Annotated in this window: 19 protein-coding genes; 11 read left to right on the top strand and 8 right to left on the bottom strand. The window is 60.9% G+C overall.

The genetic code is table 11. The features are described from left to right. Window positions 1-59: 59 nt before the first annotated feature. From ACOYW2_RS28255 to ACOYW2_RS28240, 4 genes are all read right to left on the bottom strand, one after another. Window positions 60-524 (bottom strand): hypothetical protein, encoded by a 465-nt coding sequence (locus ACOYW2_RS28255; RefSeq protein ID WP_482768758.1) that lies wholly within the window; start codon window positions 522-524, stop codon window positions 60-62. Window positions 525-1285: 761 nt separating this feature from the next. Beyond that, window positions 1286-2677 (bottom strand): sigma-54-dependent transcriptional regulator, encoded by a 1392-nt coding sequence (locus ACOYW2_RS28250; protein WP_482414525.1) that lies wholly within the window; start codon window positions 2675-2677, stop codon window positions 1286-1288. A 68-nt stretch (window positions 2678-2745) separates the two neighbouring features. Beyond that, window positions 2746-5304, bottom strand: a complete 2559-nt coding sequence (locus ACOYW2_RS28245) for an ATP-binding protein (RefSeq protein ID WP_482768757.1) — start codon at window positions 5302-5304, stop codon at window positions 2746-2748. 292 nt (window positions 5305-5596) lie between these two features. Further along, window positions 5597-6397 carry a dihydropteroate synthase gene (locus tag ACOYW2_RS28240; protein WP_482414523.1) on the bottom strand — a complete coding sequence of 267 codons (801 nt, stop codon included), beginning with the start codon at window positions 6395-6397 and terminating at the stop codon, window positions 5597-5599. Between the two features lie 1023 nt (window positions 6398-7420). On the opposite strand from ACOYW2_RS28240, the gene ACOYW2_RS28235 reads away from it, so the two are divergent. The 6 genes from ACOYW2_RS28235 (at window position 7421) to ACOYW2_RS28210 (ending at window position 12926) form a co-directional block, all read left to right on the top strand. Then, on the top strand, window positions 7421-8092 hold the full coding sequence (locus tag ACOYW2_RS28235; protein WP_482768756.1) for a DUF2284 domain-containing protein: 672 nt from the start codon (window positions 7421-7423) through the stop codon (window positions 8090-8092). A gap of 369 nt (window positions 8093-8461) precedes the next feature. Next, entirely contained in the window at window positions 8462-9622 is a 1161-nt protein-coding gene (locus ACOYW2_RS28230; RefSeq protein WP_482768755.1) for an ABC transporter substrate-binding protein, read from the top strand. After that, window positions 9598-10902, top strand: coding sequence for an ABC transporter permease family protein (locus ACOYW2_RS28225; protein ID WP_482768754.1), 1305 nt, complete (start codon window positions 9598-9600; stop codon window positions 10900-10902). Before ACOYW2_RS28230 ends, ACOYW2_RS28225 begins: the two co-directional genes overlap by 25 nt. Next, a complete protein-coding gene (locus ACOYW2_RS28220) occupies window positions 10857-11288 on the top strand; it encodes a hypothetical protein (protein ID WP_482420948.1) in 432 nt (143 codons plus the stop codon). The genes ACOYW2_RS28225 and ACOYW2_RS28220 overlap by 46 nt, the downstream gene beginning before the upstream one ends. Further along, window positions 11285-11914 carry an ATP-binding cassette domain-containing protein gene (locus tag ACOYW2_RS28215; RefSeq protein WP_482768753.1) on the top strand — a complete coding sequence of 210 codons (630 nt, stop codon included), beginning with the start codon at window positions 11285-11287 and terminating at the stop codon, window positions 11912-11914. Before ACOYW2_RS28220 ends, ACOYW2_RS28215 begins: the two co-directional genes overlap by 4 nt. 415 nt (window positions 11915-12329) lie before the next feature. Further along, on the top strand, window positions 12330-12926 hold the full coding sequence (locus ACOYW2_RS28210; protein WP_482768752.1) for a CDP-alcohol phosphatidyltransferase family protein: 597 nt from the start codon (window positions 12330-12332) through the stop codon (window positions 12924-12926). Here ACOYW2_RS28210 and ACOYW2_RS28205 read toward each other — a convergent pair. The 3 genes from ACOYW2_RS28205 to ACOYW2_RS28195 form a co-directional block, all read right to left on the bottom strand. Continuing rightward, the gene (locus ACOYW2_RS28205; protein ID WP_482768751.1) at window positions 12921-15344 is read right to left on the bottom strand and encodes a hybrid sensor histidine kinase/response regulator; all 2424 of its coding nucleotides are present in this window, start codon (window positions 15342-15344) and stop codon (window positions 12921-12923) included. The two genes, ACOYW2_RS28210 and ACOYW2_RS28205, sit on opposite strands and share 6 nt — an antisense overlap. Further along, window positions 15341-15889, bottom strand: coding sequence for a hypothetical protein (locus ACOYW2_RS28200; RefSeq protein WP_482768750.1), 549 nt, complete (start codon window positions 15887-15889; stop codon window positions 15341-15343). The genes ACOYW2_RS28205 and ACOYW2_RS28200 overlap by 4 nt, the downstream gene beginning before the upstream one ends. A 256-nt stretch (window positions 15890-16145) precedes the next feature. Beyond that, window positions 16146-17057 (bottom strand): EamA family transporter, encoded by a 912-nt coding sequence (locus tag ACOYW2_RS28195; protein WP_482414516.1) that lies wholly within the window; start codon window positions 17055-17057, stop codon window positions 16146-16148. Window positions 17058-17317: 260 nt separating this feature from the next. On the opposite strand from ACOYW2_RS28195, the gene ACOYW2_RS28190 reads away from it, so the two are divergent. After that, on the top strand, window positions 17318-18205 hold the full coding sequence (locus ACOYW2_RS28190) for a hypothetical protein (RefSeq protein ID WP_482420942.1): 888 nt from the start codon (window positions 17318-17320) through the stop codon (window positions 18203-18205). 82 nt (window positions 18206-18287) lie between these two features. Then, entirely contained in the window at window positions 18288-19166 is an 879-nt protein-coding gene (locus ACOYW2_RS28185) for an alpha/beta fold hydrolase (RefSeq protein ID WP_482414514.1), read from the top strand. A gap of 138 nt (window positions 19167-19304) precedes the next feature. Here ACOYW2_RS28185 and tatA read toward each other — a convergent pair whose 3' ends face one another. Further along, a complete protein-coding gene (gene tatA, locus ACOYW2_RS28180; RefSeq protein ID WP_092209519.1) occupies window positions 19305-19484 on the bottom strand; it encodes a twin-arginine translocase TatA/TatE family subunit in 180 nt (59 codons plus the stop codon). Window positions 19485-19613: 129 nt separating this feature from the next. On the opposite strand from tatA, the gene ACOYW2_RS28175 reads away from it, so the two are divergent. From ACOYW2_RS28175 to ACOYW2_RS28165, 3 genes are all read left to right on the top strand, one after another. Then, window positions 19614-20675, top strand: coding sequence for a uroporphyrinogen decarboxylase/cobalamine-independent methonine synthase family protein (locus tag ACOYW2_RS28175; protein ID WP_482768749.1), 1062 nt, complete (start codon window positions 19614-19616; stop codon window positions 20673-20675). Window positions 20676-21078: 403 nt separating this feature from the next. After that, the gene (locus ACOYW2_RS28170; protein WP_482768748.1) at window positions 21079-21927 is read left to right on the top strand and encodes an AAA family ATPase; all 849 of its coding nucleotides are present in this window, start codon (window positions 21079-21081) and stop codon (window positions 21925-21927) included. Window positions 21928-22052: 125 nt separating this feature from the next. Beyond that, complete coding sequence (locus ACOYW2_RS28165) at window positions 22053-23243, top strand: vWA domain-containing protein (RefSeq protein ID WP_482768747.1); 1191 nt, start codon at window positions 22053-22055, stop codon at window positions 23241-23243. Window positions 23244-23350: the final 107 nt, after the last annotated feature.

Genomic DNA, 23350 nt, shown 5'->3' with positions numbered 1-23350 from the left:
ACCGCTGTGTTCTTCCCGAATGCCCTCCCTACTCCCCCGCAACGCCTTTCCCGGATATTTCATGAGAAAACGGCCGAGACAAAAAATTGAATGTCATTCAAGGTTTTCTGCTCGATTTTCTCACCCTTCGGGCGAGCCGAGTGCGCGCGTGCCGGACATCGCGCCTCCCCCTTCAGCTCTGTGCGGGCATACGTTCGGTGACGAGAAGATACCGTCAAAACGCGGCATCCTCGCCCCATATGGCCTTGGGTCAGTGGATGGATCCCCCCTGCGGACTGAAAACCGCCCCAGGCCTCCCCCCAAAAACAAAAATGCCTGTGCGGTACACCACCACACAGGCATTCAATTCGCTTCAGGGTTGTCAGCGCAGAAACCGTCATACGGTCACTGCACTCCGGGCTCGGTTCAAAAAGAGAGGACCGATACACCTGGGCCACACCGTCGGCCGGCTCAATGCAGAGCATGCAATGGGCCGGATGGGACTGTGGGCTTTGTGGTTGGTTGTGCATCATGGTCTCTTCCATATCGTTCCCGTTGGTAACGCGTCCCGTCCCGCCCCGACTTGGTGCGGCGGGCAAAGGGGACAGGGGCAGGCCATAAAACAGGAAAAACACCACCCCGGCCCCTTCTCCGGGCGCCGTGCCCTGGCCGAGCCAGACAAGGTGCACCCTCCTTCATGCGGCGGAAGCCCTTTCAAGGCTTCTGTGGGGGACGGCGGGTTTCGGTTCCGTCCCCACCACCGCCGCGGGTACTCACCTCCCGGCCATGCACGGCGACTCTTTTTTGGGTACGCGATTCATTGCGTATGCATCAGGAAATTGCATGGAGCGTGCCACCGAAGGCTTCAAGGGTAGTCATTTGAAGGGCAATAAAGTTAGAAAAGCTTGCCAGCATTGGCTTTCACTCATCTAGAAAATTTCAGTGGAAGCCCCCCGTCCTCCCCCACGGTCTCCGGCCCTGCCATGTGCCCTGCCAGAGGCGCCTGACAATTCTTCAAATCTTTCGAAAGAATGCAAAACCAGGTTCACCCGATAAACGCATGCCCGGAAAATGCACACATCCCGGCATCCGGACACAGGTGGGGTTACCGGCATGAAGGCATGACAGCATAGGTTCCGGTTGGCATCTGAAGGAAAGGCAATGAAGACATCAAAGGCATGAAGTAGGAAGAACGCGGGTGCCAATTCAAGGCAATAAAAAACTCCCCCTTTGCCGAGCAAAAAAGGGGGAGTGGTTTCTTCTGGCCGCCCCTTGTGCGGGAAAGGGCGCCTGCAGTCCGGGCTGCCTAATCGTCGGGCAGGATTTTCTTGCGCTGGTAACGAAAGGTGTGGTGATTAAGGTTTAGCAGGCGAGCGGCCTTGGACTCGTTGCCCTTGGCCATCTTCAGGGCCTCTTTGAAATAAAAGGTCTCCATGGCGGTCCTCACCTCCTGGATATCGATGCCCGTGGGGGGCAGGGGCGCAAAGCCGGTTGGACCGGATTCCATGATCTCTCCCCGCCGGACGTCCTCAAGGCCCAGGTCCTCCACGGTGAGTTTCTCTCCCCTTGCGGTGAGCACCCCCCGCTCCATCATGTTCTTGAGTTCCCGGACGTTGCCGCTCCAGCTGTAGATAAGGAGCCTGTCTTCGGCCTCCTCGGTCATGCCGGTGATGGTTTTTCCGAACTTCTCGGCAAAGGTGTGCATGAAGTTCCGGGCGAGGATCAGGGTGTCTTCCCGCCGCTCGTTCAGGGAGGGGACGTTGATCTTGATGACCCCCAGGCGGAAGAAGAGGTCCTTGCGGAAGGTCTCCTCGGTGATCATCTTGTCCAGGTCCCGGTTGGTGGCCGAGACAATGCGGGTCTTCACCTTGCGCTTCACCGTACTCCCCACCTTGTAAAACTCGCCCTCTTCAAGGAACCGAAGGAGCTTGGCCTGGGTGTCGAGGCCCATGTCCCCCACCTCATCCAGAAAAAGGGTCCCGCCTTCGGCGGCCTCGATGAGCCCGGTCTTGCCCGTGGTGCTGGCCCCGCTGAAGGCGCCCTTTTCATACCCGAAGAGCTCGCTTTCGATGAGTTCCTTGTGAATGGCCGCGCAGTTCACCGTCACAAAAGGCCCCTTGAAGTTGGGGCTCCGGTAGTGGATGGTGCTGGCAATGAGCTCCTTGCCCGTGCCGGTTTCCCCCAGGATCAGCACCGGTGTGTCCGGGCTCTTGGCCACCATGGTGATGAACTCCATGATGTCGTGGATGGCGTTGCTCTCTCCGATGAAGCAGGGCATGTTCTCGGTGAGCTGCCGCTCCTGCAGGGCCCTCACCTCTTTTCGCAGGCGAATGGTCTCCAGGGCGTTTTCAATGGTGTTCTCAAGTCCCTCCATGTGGATGGGCTTGATGATGTAGTCGTAGGCCCCTTTTTTCATGCAGGTGATCACGGAGTTGATGTCCTCGTAGGCCGTGATCATGATCACCAGCACATCCGGATGGATCTCCTTGATCCGGCCCAGGGCCTCGACCCCGTCCATGCCGGGGAGCCCGATATCCAGGAGAATCAGGTCCGGGGCCTCGGCCGTCACCCCCTCAATGGCCGACTCCGCGTCGGCAAACCCCGTGAGGGTATACCGGTCGGAGAGGGCCAGGGTGATTCCCTCCCGGATTGTCTCCTCATCATCTACGATAAATACTTTGTAATCGATCGTCATCATACTCTGCATTGTCCCCATCCCGGGCATTTAATGATCCGGGCTATATAGTGATATCGGTGCACCCACCGCTACAGTCCATGCCGTACATTCCCGGATCCGCCGCGGTCGCCCTCCAGGGGAAGGGCCACCACAAACCGGGCCCCGCCGCCTTCGCCCTCTTCCACCCGGATGCTGCCGCCGTGATCTGTGACGATGCGGTGGCAGAGGCTCAGGCCGATGCCGGTGCTGTTGTTCTTGGTGGTAAAAAACGGTTCGAACACCCGGTCCCGAACCTCACGGGGCACCCCGGGCCCGGAGTCCTCCACCTGGAGGATGATCTCACCGCCCTCCAGGTAAGTGGAGACGCGGATACGCTTCTCCCAGGGCCACGCCTTCAGGGCGCTGGCCGCATTGGTGATGAGGTTGAGCACCACCTCCTCAATAAGCTGGGGCTCGGCGTAACACCTGGGCAGGGCCTCGTCCAGCCGCTGCTCCACATGGATGTTGCTCTTGGTGAGCATCATCATGGACAGGGCCAGGGCCTCCCGCACCGGCTTGTTGATCCGGGTCAGCACGATCTTGGGTTCACACGGCTTGGAAAAATTCATGACCCGCCGGATCACCGACTCAATCTTTCCCGAAGCCGAGCGCACCTGACGGAACACCGGCTCCAGCTCTGCAATGGATCGACCGGCGGCCACCCTCTTTTCCAGGGTGCTCATGTAGATATTAATGCCCGACAGGGGGTTCCGGATCTCATGGGCGATGCCTGCGGCCACGTGGCCCAGGGAGGCCATCTTGTCCTGAACCACCAAAAGGTGTTCGAGCTCCTTGGCCCGAGTGATGTCCATGGTGTTGATGAGCATGGCCGACTCCCCCTGGAACTCGATGGGGTTGGCCCGGCAAGTCACCCAGGTCTGCCGCCCTTCCCCCATGTCTCCGGCCGTGGGGGTAAGCCGGAACTCCGCCTCGTGGAGGCCCGGTTCCCCGTTCATGACAGCCTCGGAAAAACGGTTCACGGCCTCCAGGTCGTCGGGGTGAATCGCCTCGTCCCTGCGGGTCCCGAAGGGAGCCAGCGCCCCCATGATCCGCTCCTGCTCGGGGTTGTTGTACACCACCTCCCCGGCCTGGACGATGGTGATGCCCGTCAGGGCGCTCTCCACCAGGTCGCGGAACCTTTTTTCGCTCTGCTTCAGGGCCTCCTCGGATCGCCGCCTCTGCACCATGCGCCACATCCCCGCCATGAGCAGGGTCACCTGGCGCTGGTCCGCGTCGTCATACGGAACGGGCTTGTTGCCCACCCCGGCCACGACCACCACCTCTCCGCGCTTCAACACCGGAATGTTCATGTACCGAAAAATGGGACCGACGCCGGTGGGCACACCCTTCATGGCCGGATTGCTGGCCGGATAATCGTTGGTGGTCACCGGCACCCGCCTGGCCAGGGCCTCGCCCCAGAACCCTCGAAACTCTTCGGGAAAGCCTTCCGGGGTGCAGGTGGCGGTCCACCCCTTGCCTGCGGCGGAATACGGAGAGTCATGGACAAACAGCCAGCCGGTGCTGTCGGCAAAGGCCAGGTACCCGAACCGACTCCGGGTCAGCTTCACCGCCTCTTTCACGGCAAAGGCCATGATCTCATCCATGGAGGCGTCGGTCATCTGGTTGAGGCGAAGCAGGGCCTCCAGCCTTTTTTCATTGACGCGCAGCTCTTCGGTCCGCTGGGCCACCTGCATCTTCAGGGTGCGGTTGATGGCAATAACGGCGGCCATCACCACCGCCACCACGATGAGCATGGAGCTGATCACCGTCCAGAAGGTGGGGTTCCGGTAAAAGGGGATCTGTTCCAGCCGGACCCATTTGTTGTAGATGTCGGCCCGCTCCTCCTCGGTGATGAGGGCCAGCCCTTTTTCCATGATGCTCCGGAAAAGGGGCCAGTCGTTGCGGGTGGCCGTGCCCAGCTCCACCTTGAAGTCGATGGTGCCGGCCAGCCTCAGGTTGGTGATCTGCTGGTCCTCGATGACGAACAGGGCGTTGGGCACCTCCATGATCATGGCATCGAGCTCCCCGAAGGAGACCATGCGCATCCCTTCGCGGCCGCTGGCGACGGGAACCAGGTTGAGGTCCGGGTAGGTGCCCTTGATATAGTGGTACACGGCGTATCCGGCGGGCACGCCGATGGTCATGTTCTGCATCCGGCCCAGGGTCAGCACGCCCGGCACGCTCTTTTTGACGATGATGGTGTTGGAGAGGGTAAAAAGGGTCGGGGACCAGTCCAGAAACTCCCCCCGTTCGCGGGTATGATGGGCGGCGCTGATGATGTCCACCTCCCGGTGGCGCGCCAGGGTCAGGACATTCTCCCAGGAGTCGATGCGGATCACCTTGAATCGAAATCCCAGGCGCTCCTCCACAAGGTGCATGTAATCGGCAACGAGCCCACGATAGCGCCCGTTTTCATCGAAAAACTCAAGGGGTTCCCAGTTGGGGGAAGGGGCCAGGCGGATCTTGCCGTCATGGGCTGTGAGCCATTCACGCTCCTCAGGGGTCAACGGATCCACGGCCACAGGGGTGGCTGCCGACGCCGCGGCCGAAAAAGCGAAAAGCAGCAAAAGAGCTGCCAAAAGGAACTTCACGTCAGGCCGTCGCACCATGCCCCCCTCTTTTTTGTGTTCATTCGAACCATCCCGACCCACGCCCTGCGATGAGCCGAGTCCATAGAAAGGGATGTTTCCGCTGATCTTTCCCTGTTGTCAGGGGTATCACAAACCCGCCGGAAAAACCAACCCCCCACCGCGCCGCCACCCGTTCCCACGGGGTGGCACCACGATAAAGCCGCTGCAGCGCGGCGTCCGTCCCGCCATACCACGGGAAAAAAACGCGGCGGAACCAGGGCCGCGCGCAGCCGGCTTATCAAAGGGGCGCTTCGCATGCGCCCCGAAATCATTACGCCTTGATCCTGCCTGCACGCACGCCTTTAAGGTAGTTCATGCAGAATTTGTCCCCGCCTTTCAGGGCGACGCCCGTGGTCAAGGTGGCCATCAGTTCACTGTCCAGGGGGTCCATAATGGCTGAATCAAGGCCCCGGGCCATCATCATGGCCAGAAAGCTGCGGTTCACCATCCGCCTCTGGGGAAGACCGAAGGAGATGTTGGAGAGCCCGCCGGTGGTGTGTACCCCGGGGAGTTCAGTCATGATGCGTTCCACCGCCTCCATAGCCATGGTCCCGTTGCCTGTTGCCACGCTCAGGGGCTGGATCAACGGATCAATGAAGATGTCGTCCCGCTCCACCCCGATGGACGCAAGGGACTCCACCAGGCGCCTTGCTCGGTCAAAAACCTCATCCACGGAAGTGGGCATGCCGGAATCGTCCATGCAAAGGGCCACCACCCGGCACGCTTTTCCTTTGAAAAAAGCCATCATGGGCTCGAACCGGTCCGTCTCCAGGCTGATGGAGTTGATCATGGGCTTTTGAGTTGCAAGACCGTAAGCCATCTCCAGGATCGCGGGGTCCGGGCTGTCCAGGCACAGGGGAAGGGAAGTCGCCTCCTGAACCACCCCGAGAAGCCAGCGCATGTCCTCTTCTTCACACCCGATGCGGGCCCCGGCATTGACATCAATGTACGTGGCCCCGGCGGCCGCCTGCTTTTTTACATCCTCTGCGATGTAGTCGGCATCCCGTTCGGCCACAGCCGCCTTCACGCTTTTCAGGGTGGTGTTGATCCGCTCTCCGATGACAGTAAACATAGGCTCGTCGCTCCCATTGTGCCGAGGCACCCCGCAGAGGGGCACAGGGCTCTCTTTCTTCGGTTACCGGTTGAATTCCAAGGGCGTCGGCATCGGTGTCAAAAAGGCGATACCGGTCCCCGATATCGAGGCATGTCAACCGGCCGTGGAAACCTGACGGAGACTGGGGGGCTGCATGGGGGCGCTTCAGGCAGTGGTTGGACGTTCAGGGGACGTGCCTGAAAGCGCCTGCGGCAAATAATAATGGCGGTGGCTCATGCGCCGTATCCGGACAGGGTAGAAGCCGTCTCTTCCGGGGGGAATGGGGCTGCATCCGTTATCTGCCGGGGCCGCCGCCTTGGCTCATTCACCGTCGCCCATGCGTGCCCTCACCCTCCGGTGGAACCGGCCGGTGATTCACCCCTCGTGTTGCACAAGCCGTACCAAGGGAGGCCCCAAACACAAAGTCCCCGTGCAGCAACCCATGGGTGCCCGCCGGCCTGCCACCGGGCGGGTCCGGGGCCTGGAAAAATTGCGAAGAATTGGCAAAATCCCCACATTCCCTGAAGCTGGAAGCTGTGTCTCCCGCTCTATTTAACTATATATAGTCTTAAACCCGCACTCCGTCTTCCTACACCTAAATAATATACGCCTGTGTCTTTAGCGAACGCTCCGCAAGCCGACCATTTTCTTCTTTCAATAACATACAATTTCAGATATATAGAAATATACCACACCATTAGACACTATCCCGCATTACTTACCTTGAGCACCGCATACTGCACCTGCGAAATACCTTTTTTTTGCTTTTTCACCGAGCACCCCGACAAGATGGACGATGTCGGCGCAAAACAACGGAGGGAGACACCATGGGTGTTCCCATCCGTCACCACAACGCCCCATGGTGCCATGCACCAAAGGAGAGCCAGTCATGTTGCCCAGGTGCCCTGGAAGGGACCAGACCCTGATGTCTGTCCCCGAGCTGTTTCCCTGTCCCCACTGCGGACAGGAGCTCGAAATCTGGAGAGATGAATCAAAAGGACGGTGCGCCGCCTGCACCGACCGCATCAGCAGGCAGCGGACGCCCTGGCCTACGCCGTCAACATCTCGAGCCGCGACCGTCGCATCCCCGTGGGGGAGGAGGTCTCCATGGCCGTCTGCGAAGCGGCGGACCCGTCGGGGGAGCCCATCTATTACGAGCGGTTTGAAACCGTGGTGCCCCTCTCCGCCATCGAGCACCACAGCAGGTACAAAACGGCCTGCGAAGCCTGCCGCCAATACGGCACCAACCTCGCCTGTCCCCCGTTCAGCCCGACGTTTATCCACTACACGCAAGGCAAAAAAAGCGCCCGGGTCATCTGCCTTCGCCTGCCCCTGGAATACTTCTCCGGAGAACTCCTGCAGGACCGTTACCGCCTCTGTTTCAAGCAGGTCCGCGGTTTTCTGGTGGATGAGCTCTACGCCTCACGGGAAGAGGGCTACACCATTGCCGGTGCCGGCCCCTGCATGGCATGCGATCGCTGCGTCGCTGAAGAGGGGGTCACCATATGCGCCAAGCCCGATCAACGCATCTTCAGCCTTGAATCCCTGGGGGTGAATCTCATGGACCTGGCCCGGCGATGCTTCGGCATCGATCTGGAGTGGAGCAACGAAAGCCACACCGCCCACTTCGTCTGCGCCATGGGTGCGGTTTTCTTCCATGGAGACGCCGCATAACCCTGCCCTTTCACCCAATCAGGGCCAACGCATTCAGGTTTTGCCTCCGGCGGCCCTGCCGGGGGCCAACCATTTGAAACGTTGAGCAAACAGGTTCCATTTTTTTGGACGCGTCGCAACCGGCCACAGCCCCTCTCATTTTTTCGTTTTTACCGGAACTTTTTTTCAAAAAGCGACCCGCCGGAGGCAATGGAACTTTGAATGCGTTGGCCCTGAATATCCCCCCCTTTCACCTTCCCCGGACATCCTCAAAATGGTAGCATTGTCTTTCGCATTGATGTATATCGCAGTACGTCATTGGCAAATCCAATAATTCCCATAGAGCAGACACCTGCCGATAAACCGCCCTTTTCGAAAGGACAGCCCATCATGCTCACACGCCTCCTTTTCTGCCTGGCCCTTCTCCTGCCCCTCTCGTCGGCCCACGCCGGGCCCTGGCAACAGACCCTTTCCGACGCCCGGGGGCAGACCGTTTACTTCAACGCCTGGGGCGGCAGCCAGGAGATCAACACCTATATCCGATGGGCCGGTGCCGAGGTGAAAAAGCGCTACGGCATTCGCCTTGTCCATGTGAAGGTCACAGACATCTCCGACGTGGTGGGCCGCATCCTGGCTGAAAAAGTCGCAGGCAAAACCCGGGACGGTTCCGTTGACATGATCTGGATCAACGGCGAGAACTTCAAGGCCATGAAGGAGGCCGGGCTCCTCCACGGCCCCTTTGTCAAGGAGCTGCCCAACGACGCCCTGCTGGACCGGGAAAGGCTCCAGGTGGACAGGGATTTCACCGTTCCGGTGGATGGACTGGAGGCACCCTGGGGCGTGGGACAGCTCAACCTCATCTTCGATGCGCAGCGCACCCCGGAGCCCCCCACAAACGCAGCGGCCCTCCTGGCCTACGCCAAGAGCCATCCGGGACGCGTGGCCTACCCCATGCCCCCGGAGTTTCACGGTTCCTCTTTTCTCAAACAGGTGCTCCTGGACCTGACCGACGACCCGGCCCCCCTGTACAGCCCCGCCTCCGAAGCCGACGTGGACCGAATCACATCGCCCCTGTGGCGATGGCTCGACGCCCTGCACCCCGTTGCCTGGCGCAGGGCAGGTGCCTTTCCCACGGGCAGCTCCCACATGGTGCAGCTCCTGGACGACGGAGAGATCGACCTGGCCATCAGCTTCAACCCCCAGGACGCCCGTACCAAAGCCGGGCAGGGCCTCCTCCCCGCCGGGGCCCGGTCCCTGGTCTTTGACATCGGCGCCCTCACCAACAGCCACTTTCTGGCCATCCCTTACAACAGCGACGCCAGGGCCGCATCCAAGGTGGTCATCAACTTTCTCCTGTCCCCCGAAGCCCAGGCCAGAAAAGCGGACACCGACATCTGGGGAGACCCCACGGTCCTTGCCATGGACAGATTGACCGCCGAAGAGCGAGCCCTCTTCAAAACCGCCCCCACGCTCTGCAAAAGCGTGGCCGAGCCCCACCCCTCCTGGATGACGGCCCTTGAGAAGGAGTGGAAAAGACGGTACGGGCAGTGATGCCCAAAGGGACGTCGATGATGCTGCGTGTTTTCCCAACCCTTGTTGCCCTCTTCTGCCTGGCCCCCCTGGCCTGCGGTGTGGCCGGCGTGGTGCTTCCCGCCCTGGGCGCGGCACCAGCCACAGGAGCCCTGCGCCCGGGCGCAGGGGCTTTTCGCCTGCTCCTGGCCGAACCGGGCCTGGGGACAAGCATGGGCCTCACCGTGCTGACAGGCGTCGGCGCCCCGATCCTCTCCCTGGTCCTTTCCCTTCTTGTGGTCACCTTCACCCGGGGCACCGGCTGGTGGGCGTGGATCCGGCGGGTGCTGCCCCCTGTGCTGGCCCTGCCCCATGTGGCCTTTGCCGTGGGCTTTGCCTTCCTCATCTCCCCCAGCGGCTGGCTGGTGCGCTTCATCTCTCCGGTGCTCACCGGCTGGCACCGTCCCCCGGACTGGCAGATCATCCAGGACCCCTTGGGCCTTACCCTCACCCTGGCCCTGGCCTTCAAGGAGACCCCCTTTCTCATCCTCATGTGCATGGCGGCCCTCTCCCAGATCGACACGGACCGTCAGCTCCGGCTCGGGCGCAGCTTCGGCTACCCGCCCCACCGGGTCTGGCAAAAGCTCCTCATCCCCCAGCTATACCCCCTGATCCGCCTGCCCTTTTTTGCTGCCATGGCCTACAGCCTCTCGGTGGTGGACATGGCCCTGCTCCTTGGCCCCAACAGGCCCCCCACCCTGGCGGTCCAGGTATTTCACTGGTTTCAGGAGCCGGAGCTCGCCCTCATGCCCCGGGCCGCGGCAGGGGCCCTGCTCCTCTTCGGTCTGACCCTGGGGCTCATGGGATGCTGGATGACCATGGAGCGCCTCCTGGCTCCCCTGCTCAAAAAAAACCAGATCAACGGAAGGCGCGGTCGCCCAAGCCGTTTTTTGTCGAGGGTCGCCCGCCTCAGCATCCCGGCAGGGGCCCTGGTCACCCTCTCCGTTTTTGCCGGGCTTTGCCTCTGGAGCATCGCTCGAAGGTGGCGGTTCCCCGATGCCCTGCCCTCCCGCATGACCTTTTCGAACTGGACGGCGGAGCTGCCCTTTGCTTCGGAGCCCATGGGCGTGTCCTTTGCCATGGCCGCCGTGGTGAGCGCATCGGCCGTTTTTCTCGTGGTGTGGAGCATCAGGCACGCTCCCAGAGGCGCCTGCCCCTGGGCCTCATCGCCCTGCCCATCCTGCTCCCCCAGCTCCCCATGGTCTTCGGGATCCAGGTGGCAGCCCTCAAGGCGGGCCTCTCCGGGTCCCTTGCCCTGGTGATGTGGGGGCACCTCCTCTTTGTCTTTCCCTACACCTGGCTCTGCCTCAACGGCACTTACCTTGCCTTTGACCAGCGCTACGTCACCGCAGGTCTCTCCATGGGCCGGTCGCCCCTGGCCTGCTTTTTCAGGATCAAGCTGCCCATGCTCCTTCGCCCCGTTCTCTTCTCCTGGGCCGTGGGCTTTTCCGTCTCCATCGCCCAGTTCCTCCCCACCCTGATGCTCGGGGGCGGCCGGGTCTCCACCATCACCACCGAAGCCGTGGCCATCGGCAGCGGAGTGGACAGGCGCCTTGCCGCGGTCTACGCCCTGATCCAGCTCGCCCTGCCCACCCTGGCCTATGCTGCGGCCCTTATCGTTCCACGACTCAAGCGAGGCACCCCATGACCCACACACTGGCCGTCTCCGGCCTCACCATCCATCACGGCACCGAGGCCCTCTGCCACACCTTGAGCTTCACCGTGGCCCCCCGGGAGGTGGTCACCCTCATGGGCCCGTCGGGCTGCGGAAAATCCACCATCCTCAGCTGGATCTCAGGGGCCCTGGCCCCGGCCTTCAAGGCCACGGGCGAGCTTTCCCTGGGCGGGCGGTCCCTCTCGGGCCTGCCCGTTGAAAAACGGGGCATCGCCATCCTCTTTCAGGACGACCTCCTCTTTCCCCACATGACCGTCCTGGAAAACCTCCTGTTCGCCCTGCCAGGGGGAAAACCGGGCCAAAGGAGGGCCAAGGCCCTGCAGGTCCTCACCGACCTGGGCCTTGCCGAGCTCGCCCACAGGCACCCGACGGCCCTCTCCGGCGGACAAAAAGCACGAATCAGCCTCATGCGTGCCCTCATAAGCCGCCCCGACGCCCTGCTCACGAACCTTTTAGCTGGACAAGCCCTTGAGAAAAAGCTTCCGGGCCTTTGTCTTCGACCAGATCACCGCCATGGGAATCCCGGCCCTGCTCGTTACCCACGACGAAGACGACATCCCCGAAGGCGGCCGGCTCATTCGATTGGAAACGCAGGATAAACGTTAAAAAGCGCCTCCGGCGGCCAGGTGGGGGCACCTGGAAACCCTAAGGCGAATGCATGGAGGCCGCTGTTATGCGAAAGCTCACAGGGCATTCGCGTGGTGTGTGACATGTGGCAACCGTTTTTGCAGGAGAGGCCCATTTTATTCTTCTGGAAACGTAACTATTCAGCTTGCCTTCGGCGGGTCGCTTTTTTGAAAAAAAGCGCCGTAAAAACCGATACACGGGGGCGAACATATCAAAATAATTTCGGCGGAGCCTTGGAATGATGGCGTGAGACCTGTTTGTCAAACTTTTTAAAAGGTTGTACAGGGCCGCCGGAGGCTGGCTTTTTGCTCCGGCGTTAACCATAGTAGGCAGTTGTTGAACAGATTTTGGCCATTGAAGGGTCGTGAAAACAAATAAGGAGAACATATGCTGGATAAATGGAGTGCGGGGTGGGTGAAACGCCCCCTGGAGGGATTGGCCGCCCCGTTAAAGGCCCGGGGGGTGCATGCGGATAAGGTGACGATGGCGGGATTCGGCATGGGGATGCTGGCGGTGCCGGCCCTTGCCATGGGATGGTACGGCGTGGCCCTTGTGTTTATTGTTGCCAACCGCATCGCAGACGGCATCGACGGAATCCTGGCCCGGGACGCGGGCCCTTCGGATGCGGGAGGGTTCCTGGACATTGTCCTGGATTTTATCTTCTACTCCGCCGTGGTGGTGGGGTTTGCCCTGGCCGATCCCGGCCGCAACGCCCTGCCCGCATCCGTGCTCATTTTCAGCTTTGTGGGGACCGGCTCCAGCTTTCTGGCCTATGCGGCCATGGCCCACAAGCAGGGACGTGACCCCAGCGGAAAAGCCCTCCACTACCTGGAAGGGCTCACCGAAGGGACCGAGACCATCGCCTTTTACGTGGCCGCCTGCCTGTTTCCGGCGGCTTTTCCCGTTCTTGCCCTTGCCTTTGCGGCGGCCTGCGGCATCACCACGGTGACCCGTGTTTCAAGGGCCTACCAAGACCTCTCATGACCCGGAAGCTCCGGCGCAGCAGGCGATGTCCAGCACCTCCCTCACCTTGCTGGTGAGCCCTTCGATGGTGAAGGGCTTCTGGATAAAATGGATCCCATCTTCCAGAACGCCGTGGTGGGCGATGACGTCGTCTGAGTACCCGGACATGTAAAGAACGCGTATCCCGCTGTAGAGCTGGGATACCCGGGTGTAGAGTTCCCGGCCGTTCATGCCCGGCATCACCACATCGGTGAGGAGCAGATCGACTGCCCCTTCGTGGTTCTTCAGTACGGCCAGGGCCTCCTCACCGCCTGCGGCGTCAAAGACGCGATAGCCCAGGCGGGTCAGAACACTCACCGTCATGTTCCGCACCACCTCGTTGTCCTCGGCCACCAGCACCGTCTCATGGCCCGAGGCCACGGCCTTCTCCTCCGTCACCTCGGGTATCTCGGCCACGGACTCCTCCTCCCGGAGGAAATAGAGGGAGAACACCGCACCTTCCCCCTGGCGGGTATCCATGCGCACCGCCCCTCCGTGCTGGGTAATGATTCCGTACACCGTGGAGAGCCCCAGCCCGGTCCCCCCCTTGCCCTTTGTGGAGAAAAAGGGTTCAAAGGCGTGCTCGGCCGTGGTGGGGTCCATGCCGTGCCCCGTGTCCCGCACCTCCACCAGCACATACTCCCCCGGGGAGAGATCCAGGTGAAGCCGGGGGGCATCGGCCTCCTGAACGGCCATGCGCACGGTAATGGAGAGTTCCCCGCCGTCGGGCATGGCATCCTGGGCATTGACGGCCAGGTTCATGAGGATCTGCTCCACCTGGCCCATGTCGGCACGCACCGGACACGAGGTCTCCGCAAGGGAAACGGTGAGGGCAATATCCTCCCGGAGGGTCTGCCGCAACAGGGGCTGCATCCCGGAGACAATGGACCTGAGGTCCAGGGGGTCCAGCCTGAGCACCTGCTTTCGGCTGAAGGCCAAAAGTTGCCGCACCAGGTTGCGCGAGCGCTCGGCAGCGTTTTTGATCTCCAGGGAATAGCCGTAACACTCCTCCCCTTCGGGAAGCTCGTCCAACAGGAGTTCCGCATACCCCAGGATAGGGGAGAGCATGTTGTTAAAGTCATGGGCGACGCCTGCTGCCAGCCGACCCACGGATTCGATCTTCTGCACCTGCTGAAGCTGGGACTGCAGTTTTCTCTGCTCGGTCTGGTCGATGAAATAGGCCATGTAGGTGCCTTCCCCCAGGGCCACGGCCTCGATGATGCCGTGGATAATCGCTCCGTTTTTATGGTGCAGCGGGGTCTCGGACCGGACATGTTCCTCCCGTTTCAGGCGCTCGAAGTTGGGCGCTCGCTTGCCGGTGGCGTCGGCACCGACGATATCGCTTACCTTCAGGGTCGCCAACTCGCTTCGGGAGTAGCCCACCATCCTGCAGGCGGCCTCGTTGGCCTCCACAAAGCCCCCCTCTTCGCCAAAAATAAAAATCCCCACCGGCGAGTTATCGATATACGCCCGATACCGCCTCTCGCTGGCCCTCAAGGCCTCTTCGGCACGGCGCCGCTCCGTGATGTCCCGGCCGATGGACTGAAATTCTCGAAGCTCCCCGTCATCGGAAAAAATGGCGCGATCCGTCCACTCCTGCCACCCCCTTCGGCCGGTGGGGTTGATCACCTCATGTTCGTAGGTGTCCATGGGATTTTCAGGGGTCAGCTCATGGAAATGATCCCGCACGGCGTCCCGCACCGCCGGAGGAAGAAAGGCAAAAAAGTTCTGCCCCAAAAGCTCTTCCCGGGCCATGCCGAACATGCGGCAGTAACTCTCGTTGACGTCCGTCAACCGGCCGTCGGGCAGAAACCGGCACACCATGGCCGGCATGTCCTCCACCAGGATCCGGTAGCGCCGGTTGCTCCAGCGGAGGCCCTCGATGGCATGTTTCTGCTGGGTGATGTCCGTGACAAACCCCTCCAGGGCCACCACCACCCCGCCGATGCGCACCACACTGCCCCTCTCCCAGACCCACTTTTCGGTGCCGTCCCTGGTCAGGAGGCGGTACTCCATCTCAAAGGAGTCGCTGCCCGAAATACCTTCGTCCACGGTCTCCTTGACCATGGCCCGGTCCTCGGGGTGGACAAGGGTGTTGTAGGCCACCGCCCGATTCCCCACCATCTCCTCCGGGTGGTAGCCGGTCAGTTCATGTCCCCCCCGGCTCACGAGCACCATGGTCCACTCCCCATCGTACTTGCACCGGTAAGCCATGCCCGGCAGGTTCTTCAGCAGGGTGTCCATGACGCGCCGCGATTCCCCCAGGCCAGCCTCGGTCTCGGCCCGGTCCAGGTCCCGGTTCAACCCCTCAATGGCGCGGGAGATCTCTCCTTCCACCTCCTGCACCAGGCATGCCTCCTCGTCTCCAGCAGCCTCCTGGGAAGGCGGGGGCGCGCTCATGATTTCCCAGGAGCTCGCCCGCCCCTGGCCAGACGGGTCACGATGCTCCCCTGCTGGCTGCACGCGCTGCCAAAAGAGCAGTTCGCACAGATTCCACAGGCCTCTGCCTGGCAACACCCCCCTTCCGGCGTCAGAAGGTCCCTGCCGCACCGGGGAAGCCAGCCAGCCTCCAGTTTTCGGCCCAGGGCCTCCCCCTTATCCTCCATGCCGGACTGAGCCCAGGTGCGTTGCCTCCTGTCCGTGCCGAACAGGACAATCCAGACCGATTCGTACCCTCCCGTATCCACAAGGGACCGGCACACGTTTCCGATCAACACCTCGGGGCTCTTAATCCCCGACGTCACGGCAAGGGACCGCCGGACAGCCCGATGCACACCGTGGACATGCTCCAGACGTGCACAGGCCTGACGCAATGAATCAACGACACGGCGGTCTCCCCCATGGGCCGCAATGGCGTCCTCTATGGCAGTAATTTCCTGTGACACATGGGTGCTGGAACAGACAAAGGCATCGTGGATCCCCGCAGACTTGTGTTTGTTTTGCATGGGTAGCAATCCTCAAAGAGCGTGCCCGCACACGGATTGGAGGGGCGATGGACTTCAGCTGGCCACATCAGGCGGCGATACGAATCAAACAAAGGTGGGTAATGGAGGCCCGGCGCTCTCTCCGCAAAAGGAAGGGGACATCTTTAAAGAAACAAAGGCGGATCACAGCCGGAAACCAATGAGTCATTATACTTAAAATCCATGGGGAGGTCAAAAGCACACCCGGGAAAAAGCCCTGTTGCTTTCGGCCTGTGCCTTACCCCTTGACGGTGAGCACCCCCACGGCAAAAAGGACCAGGGCGGCCCCGGCCATCTGGACAGGGGTCAGGGCCTCTCCGATGAACACCCAGGAGATGAGCCCTGCAAAGATCGGCTCGGTGGTGGCCGTGATGGAGGCATTGACGGAACTGATCCCCCTCATGCCCGCCACATAAAGAAGAAAGGGGGCCACGGTTCCGATCACCACCACGTAGAGGCCCCAGAAGAGAAACGCAGGATCCGCGCACATGCCCACAAAGGAGAGGGGCGCAGACGCAAGGTTCCAGGTCACCGCCGCCACCAAAAAGGCGTGAAAGGTCACGGCCCTGGGATCGTAGCGCCCCACCAGCCCTTCCCCCAACAGGGTGTACACGGCAAAACTCACGGCCGAGGCCAGCCCGCTGCCCAGCCCCAGCAGGTCCAGCTCGGACAGGTCGAAATCATAGGCACCCGAAACGAAGTAGCACCCGAGGACGGTGACGGCAATGGCCGCCGCCGAGAGCAGGGTGGGCTTCTTGGACCCAAAGGTCAGGGACCAGAAAAAGATAAAGACCGGTGCCATGTACTGCATGAGAATCGCAACGGCCACATGGATACGGCTGATGGCAAACAGGTAGGTAAACTGCACCATGGCCATGCCCAGGAACCCCAGGGCCAGGATGCGCGGCAGGTCTCGCTTTTCCACGCGAAACAGGTCCGGCCGGGTCATGGCGATCCACAGGCCGATGAGCACCGCAGCCAGGGTGGCCCGCATCTGGACCAGGCCTGCAGGGGTCACCCCCATGAGAAACAGGTGTTTGGCCGCCGTCCCGGAGGAGGCCCACCCCAGGGCCGCCGTCAGGATCATCAGGGTCCCTCGGGCCTTCTGCGCAGGGGTCGTGGTGGGGGTGTCCGTCTCAGGTATCGCCATCGTTTCCTCTTATCTCCATACCGCAGGGTTCAAATCGCAACAAAAACGCCTGGTTTCTCAGGATAACGCATCCAGGCAACGACATTCGCCCATTTACCGAAGGTGCGTGCCGCCGCATGAGTTTTTGCACAAGCATCGATTATGGTGTATCATATTTTCATAAGTTTGTTCATCTGTGACGCCGCCCTCCCCACAGGGCGAGCCTTCCCGGCCTAACGCCAACCGCGTCACCGTTCCTACATAACAGATCTGGAGTGATCATGAATCGTGTCGCTATTTCCCTTGTCGTCATCACCGCATTGTCAGCAGCGCTTTACTTTGGGGCCAAACAGGCTCAGCGTTGGAAAAGCTCGTCGGTTCAGCAGGCCGTCGAACAGGAACAGGAGCGATGGATGGTTGATGTGGAGAAGCTCAAAGGGGAGGTTAAGGACCTGCGCGAAGAGCTTCACAGCGATACCACCATGGAGACCCATGAACAGAAGGTAAGCGAGGTTCTGGGGACCCCCGAGGGTATCGCCCCGTCCGCTTCCGGCGAGGCCGCCGGCTGTTCGGATTCGGAGAAACGGCTGATCTCCTTTTTTGATTACCTGGGGAAAAAATACCCCTCGGATCAAGCGCCCCAGGCCCGTTTTCAGAGCGCCCTCACCCGCCTGGCGAGCAACCCGCCGGAGATCGTGGAAAAAGACCTGGACACCCTGGCCCTTTTCCGAAACATCGCCCACCTCTACCGCACCCTGGGGGCCAAAGACATCATGGCCTTCAAAGGGTTTCTGGACAAAGAGCCCGATGCGGTGGAAGCGTTTCTCCCCGACCTCTACAAGGTCATGACGGACAGCACCTGCCACCAGGTGGTCCCCGCCGCCTGCACCCCGGAAGTGGAAACCCTCTACGCCACCTACTTTCTCCACACCCTGTCCGGCCGGAGCTACCTCCTCCGGCGGAGTTCCAGGTACCGGATCCTGGCCACATACTACGCCGTGCGTGTGCTTCACCGGGCCGACCAGTCCGGCACCAACATCTACGGCGTGGATGTCCCCCAGGCCTTGGAAGGGCTCCAGAGCGATATCGCTCTTTACAAAGGCCTTGCCAGGCAAAAAGAGTACCTGGCCACCCTTGAGGAGATCAGCGCCAGCTACCGCAACCGGTAGAGCAACCCATACCCGGGAAAACGGTCACACCCACAGATGCCGATTCCCCCCTTATGCAACATTCCAGCGGACCTGAGAAATCATGAGAGAGCTCCTGCGATATGAAACCAGGGGAATCCTGGTATCCAAATCCCTTGTGACCGTCTCCGACGGCGTCACCCTTACCCTGTTTGATTTTAAAACCGACTCGTGGGAGAATAAGCCGGTCCTCCTCTTTGTGGCGGGCTGGCTCTCGGCCCTGTCCGGATGGCATGAGGTGCTAGAGGAGATCACGCCCCACTACCGTGTCATCTACATGGAGTCCCGCGAAAAAAGAAGCGCGCGTCTCCCCGCAGGCCCCCTTCCCCGCTTTGACATCGACCGGCTCGCCGACGACATCGGCGAGGTGGCGGCAGAGCTCGTCCCTTCCGGCACGCCCCTGTATGTGGCGGGAAGTTCCCTGGGTTCCACAGCCCTGGTCCGAGCCATGTCCGGCGGGAGGGTCTCCCCCAAAGGGGCCTTTCTCATCTCCCCGGTCACCGCCTTTGCCTTCCCCGCCTGGGGCAACTTCATCATCCGCTTCCTGCCCCCCTGCTTTTTCACCGTTATCCGCTACCTTATCGTCTGGTACCTGGTCAACTTCCGGGTGGACAAAAAAAAGGAGCCCGAACAGGCCCAAAAATACACCCGCACCGTCATGGACGCCGAACCCATCCGCCTGAAGGCCAACGCCGGTGCCCTGAACGGCTACACCATATGGGACGACTTGCCCGGGGTCGCCACACCGGTGGTGGTCATCGGTGCGGCCTCCGACAAGTTGCATGGGGTCGAGGAGATCACGAAGATGGCGGGCAGCATGCCCGAAGCAAGGGTGGAGGTGATGGAGAGCAACAAAGAGACCCACAGCGGACGCGCCGGGCGGTTCATCGCCGAGGGTATGGGAACAGGCCCGGAAGAAGAGGCAAGGGCCACGGCACCATAAAAAAAGGGGGACCTTGTCAAGTCCCCCCTTTCGCGGCATATCATAATGTGTATCAGGCTGCCGGAACCAACCGCGTATCTTGTCCGTAACGCTCAGCGGACAACCGGTTGCCCCTCGGCATACCGAGCCCCATCACATTCAGGCGTCGTCCTTCTTGTCCCCTTCGATCTTCTCGTTTTCAGTCTCGGAAACGGATTTCTTGAAGTTTCGGATGCCCTTCCCGATTCCTGAGCCGATCTCGGGAAGTCGCCCGGCGCCAAAAATGATGAGAATGATGATGAGGATGATGGTAAGTTCCATCGGACCAAGTCCAAACATCTGTTCCCCCTTCATGCAAAGGTCTGTGTGGGTTTTAGTATACATCACAGTTGTTCACGCGACCACCGAACATACCACCGGCTTCGGCAGGGTGTCAATCTTTATAACTGAAAAGGGATTCAATACATTATGAGCACATTTACCCCTCAGGGCAGGCCCCTTCTCATCGGGAGCCTCCCCCTGTCCGACCACCTCCGGGCCACGAAGCTCGTCCTCGCCCACACCCCCGAGATCCCCCTGTGGGTCCAGCTCCCCTCAAACCCCAGGGAGGGAATGGTGGACCAGTTTCTCCCCGGGCTCCCCGGCCTCGTGGAAACCGAAGAGACCTCCTGGATCGACCCCACTTCCGAGGCCTTTGCCGAAGAGATGCTCGCCTTCTACGAAGCCTACCTCACCGTCAGCGAGGGGGGCGGCGACATCGAAGCCTCTCCCTTCGGCATCTCCAAAGAACGCGCCAAAGGATTCTTCACCCTGACGGAGATGGCGCCAACGCTTTCAGCCCTTGCCCTCAAAGGCCAGATCACCGGACCGGTCACCTTCGGCACCGCTGTCAAGGACCAGGACGACCGGGCCATTTTTTACGATGACCAGCTCCGGGACATCATGGTAAAGCACCTCACCATGAACGCCGCCTGGCAGGCCCGCATGCTCGGCAAATCCGGGGCCCTGCCCATCGTCTTCTTCGACGAACCGGCCCTGGCGGGCTTCGGCACCTCCGCCTACCTCACCATCACCGAAGAGCACGTCATCTCCGCCTTAAACGAAATGGCCGAGGCCGTCCACAAGGAAGGGGGGCTGGCCGGGGTCCATGTCTGCGCCAACACCCAGTGGACCCTCCTCTTCGACGCAGCCATCGACATCATCAGCTTCGACGCCTACAGCTACTTCGACAAGTTCATCCTCTTTGAGGCCCCCCTGAAAGCCTACCTGGACAGGGGCGGTATCATCGCCTGGGGCATCGTCCCCACTGGTGAAAAGGCAGACATCGAAAAGGAGACCGTGGAGAGCCTGTATGAAAAATGGGACGCCCAGATGCGCACCCTGGAAGCCAAAGGCTTTGACCGAAAGGCCCTCATAAACGCCACCCTCATCACCCCGAGCTGCGGCACCGGCTCCCTCTCCCTGGAGCTGGCCGAAAAGGTCCTTGCGTTGACCAAAGGCCTCTCGGACAAGGTGCGCGCCCAGGCATAAGGCGCCACAAGCCCTCAGGCTCCAAACCGTACGCGGCCCCTGCCCGGCAGGGGCCCCTGTTCCTCCCTTGGCCCGCCCTTCTTTTGACGGCCGTATAAAATCCTTCCCAAAAAGACAAACTCTCCCTTATAATGGGCGTTTGATGTCTCAATGGAGTAAAAAAATGCCCGTGCCAGGGGACACCGAACGGCCCCATGCGGCTCGGCGTATCCGCAGACCAACGACCGACGCTTCCACATAGAAGGGGCGACGTCACGATACAGGCAGATATCGGGACCAGGGTTCCACGGCAGTGAAAAGGCATGCCCCGGAGGCAGAACAGCGCTCCGTCTACGCCATGACCCACGACCCGACAAAACATTGATTGGAGGCACCGTTTCCTCCCCAAGCAAAGGAATCCCCCATGTCCTCTCCTGAAAATGCCGCCGTATTCACCGGTGCAAAAAAGTACGTCCTGGATGACGAGCTGGCCAAAATCGTCAACATCTCCATGGCCCTTGAGATGCCCCTGCTCCTCAAAGGGGAGCCCGGCACCGGCAAAACCATGCTGGCCCACGCCATCAGCGAAAGCCTGCGCATGCCGCTGATCACCCTCAACGTCAAGTCCAGCATGAAGCTGGTGGAGGCCCTCTACCAGTACGACACCCTGACGCGCCTGAACGACAGCCGCTTCGGCGACTCCACCCGCAACGTCTCGGACATCGAAGAGTACATCGCCATGGGCAAGATCGGCCAGGCCTTCACCGCCGACAAGCGCGTGGTGCTCCTCATCGACGAGATCGACAAGGCCGACACCGATTTCCAGGATGACATGCTCGATGTCCTGGACCAGATGCAGTTTGATATCATGGAGATCGACAAGACCATCTCGGCCAGGACGCGTCCGGTGATCCTCATCACCTCCAACTCCAAGAAGGACCTCTCCGATCCCTTCCTCGGGCGCTGCAACTTCCACCACATCGCCTTCCCCGACCCCAAGGTGATGCGCCGCATCCTCCGCGTCCACTTCCCGGATATCAGCGACGATCTGGTGGAAAATGCCACCACCACCTTCTACAAACTCCAGGGAGCTCGACGGTATCGAACCGACCGCCGGGAGCTCATCAACTGGATCCGTGCCCTCCAGGCCGACCCGGACTTCAAGGTCAAGCAACTGGCCAAAGGGGACATCCCCTTCCTCGGCGTGCTCTTCAAAAAGAGCCCGGACTACAGCCGGGCCGCCAATCAGGTGACGCGCAGGCGGATGTTTTAACATGGCATGAGCACCCCCTGATGACTTCGCAACAGCGATTTTCCATAAGGAACGAAGGGAAAATCGCTGCTGCAACCGGAACGTTTTTGCGGAGCTTTTTTTTAAAGCGACCCGCCGGAGGCACCATGTTCATCGACTTTTTTTACAAACTCAAGGAGATCGGGGTTCCGGTGAGCCCCACCTCCTTTTTACGGCTTCAGAAGGCTCTCTCGTCGGGGCTGGTGAACTCCGTGGACGATTTTTATACGGCCGCGCGCACCATCCTCATCAAGAGCGAGCGCTACTTTGATATCTACGATCAGGTCTTTGCCTGGTATTTCAAGGGAGTGGAAATCCCGGAGGACCAAGGGCTGGAGCTGGACGAGGTGGCCCGGGCCATGCTGGACGAGTGGCTCCAGAACCCCAAGGAGATGGCCGAGGCCCTGGGGATGGACGAAAACGAGCTCTCCAAATACACCCCGGAAGAGCTCATCGACTATTTCAAAAAACGCCTGGAAGACCAGAAAGAGCGCCACGACGGGGGCAACAAGTGGATCGGCACCGGGGGCTACTCACCCGTGGGCCACTCCGGGTACCACCCCGGCGGCATGCGGGTGGGAGGCGAATCGCGGAGCAAAAGCGCAGTAAAGGTGGCAGGGGAGCGCCGCTACAAGGACTACTCCGGGTACGGCCCCCTGACCCAGGCCCACATCGGCGAAGCCCTGAAACGCCTGAGGAACCTGATCCCGGCCGGACCCAAAGACCAGATCAACGTGGACGAGAGCATCTACCAGACCATGAAAAACGGGGGGGAGATCGAGCTTGTCTTCGACCAGAGCCTGCGGGACCGCCTCAAGATTATCCTCATGATCGACAACGGCGGCTGGTCCATGGAACCCTACGTCAATGTGGTCCAGACCCTCTTTGACTACGCCCGGGCCCAGTTCAAGGACTTGAAGACCTACTTCTTCCACAACACCATCTACGACAGCGTCTGGCTCGATGCCAGCCGCTACCGGAAACCCAAATCCATCGACGAGTTTGCCACCATCGACCCGGACACCCGGCTCATCATCCTGGGGGATGCCTCCATGGCCCCCTACGAACTCCTCTCACGGGACGGATCCATCTATGTGCAGGACCGAAGCGGCAAGCCCAGTATCGAGCGGCTGAGGTTCCTCTCCGAAACCTTTCCCCACTGCGTCTGGCTCAACCCGGTCCAGGCCCACATGTGGGGCTATACCCGCACCATCCAGGCCATCGGACAGATCTTTCCCATGTACGAACTCTCCCTGGACGGCCTCGAAGGCGCCGTCACCCACCTCATGGAAAAATAAAAAAAGCATGCCTCCGGCGGGCAGGGGCTGAGCCCCAGGATCGCAAATGCTTCGGGGCTCGTTCCTCGCCCTACGCATTTGCTGACGGGCTACGCCCGTTTGTAAAT

It is taken from the genome of Desulfoluna sp. CLI2B (genome assembly GCF_056847375.1).
Note: the sequence above shows the minus strand (reverse complement) of the source record. Positions and strands in the feature narration are given on the sequence as shown.

Coding starts and splice junctions, on each gene's coding strand:
- ACOYW2_RS28195 (WP_482414516.1), bottom strand. CDS start 17,057: ATGGCGATACCTGAGACGGACACCCCCACCACGACCCCTGCGCAGAAG.
- ACOYW2_RS28165 (WP_482768747.1), top strand. CDS start 22,053: ATGTTCATCGACTTTTTTTACAAACTCAAGGAGATCGGGGTTCCGGTG.
- ACOYW2_RS28210 (WP_482768752.1), top strand. CDS start 12,330: ATGCTGGATAAATGGAGTGCGGGGTGGGTGAAACGCCCCCTGGAGGGA.
- ACOYW2_RS28245 (WP_482768757.1), bottom strand. CDS start 5,304: ATGGTGCGACGGCCTGACGTGAAGTTCCTTTTGGCAGCTCTTTTGCTG.
- ACOYW2_RS28175 (WP_482768749.1), top strand. CDS start 19,614: ATGAGCACATTTACCCCTCAGGGCAGGCCCCTTCTCATCGGGAGCCTC.
- ACOYW2_RS28200 (WP_482768750.1), bottom strand. CDS start 15,889: ATGCAAAACAAACACAAGTCTGCGGGGATCCACGATGCCTTTGTCTGT.
- ACOYW2_RS28215 (WP_482768753.1), top strand. CDS start 11,285: ATGACCCACACACTGGCCGTCTCCGGCCTCACCATCCATCACGGCACC.
- ACOYW2_RS28250 (WP_482414525.1), bottom strand. CDS start 2,677: ATGATGACGATCGATTACAAAGTATTTATCGTAGATGATGAGGAGACA.
- ACOYW2_RS28190 (WP_482420942.1), top strand. CDS start 17,318: ATGAATCGTGTCGCTATTTCCCTTGTCGTCATCACCGCATTGTCAGCA.
- ACOYW2_RS28255 (WP_482768758.1), bottom strand. CDS start 524: ATGGAAGAGACCATGATGCACAACCAACCACAAAGCCCACAGTCCCAT.
- tatA (WP_092209519.1), bottom strand. CDS start 19,484: ATGTTTGGACTTGGTCCGATGGAACTTACCATCATCCTCATCATCATT.
- ACOYW2_RS28240 (WP_482414523.1), bottom strand. CDS start 6,397: ATGTTTACTGTCATCGGAGAGCGGATCAACACCACCCTGAAAAGCGTG.
- ACOYW2_RS28230 (WP_482768755.1), top strand. CDS start 8,462: ATGCTCACACGCCTCCTTTTCTGCCTGGCCCTTCTCCTGCCCCTCTCG.
- ACOYW2_RS28185 (WP_482414514.1), top strand. CDS start 18,288: ATGAGAGAGCTCCTGCGATATGAAACCAGGGGAATCCTGGTATCCAAA.
- ACOYW2_RS28205 (WP_482768751.1), bottom strand. CDS start 15,344: ATGAGCGCGCCCCCGCCTTCCCAGGAGGCTGCTGGAGACGAGGAGGCA.
- ACOYW2_RS28170 (WP_482768748.1), top strand. CDS start 21,079: ATGTCCTCTCCTGAAAATGCCGCCGTATTCACCGGTGCAAAAAAGTAC.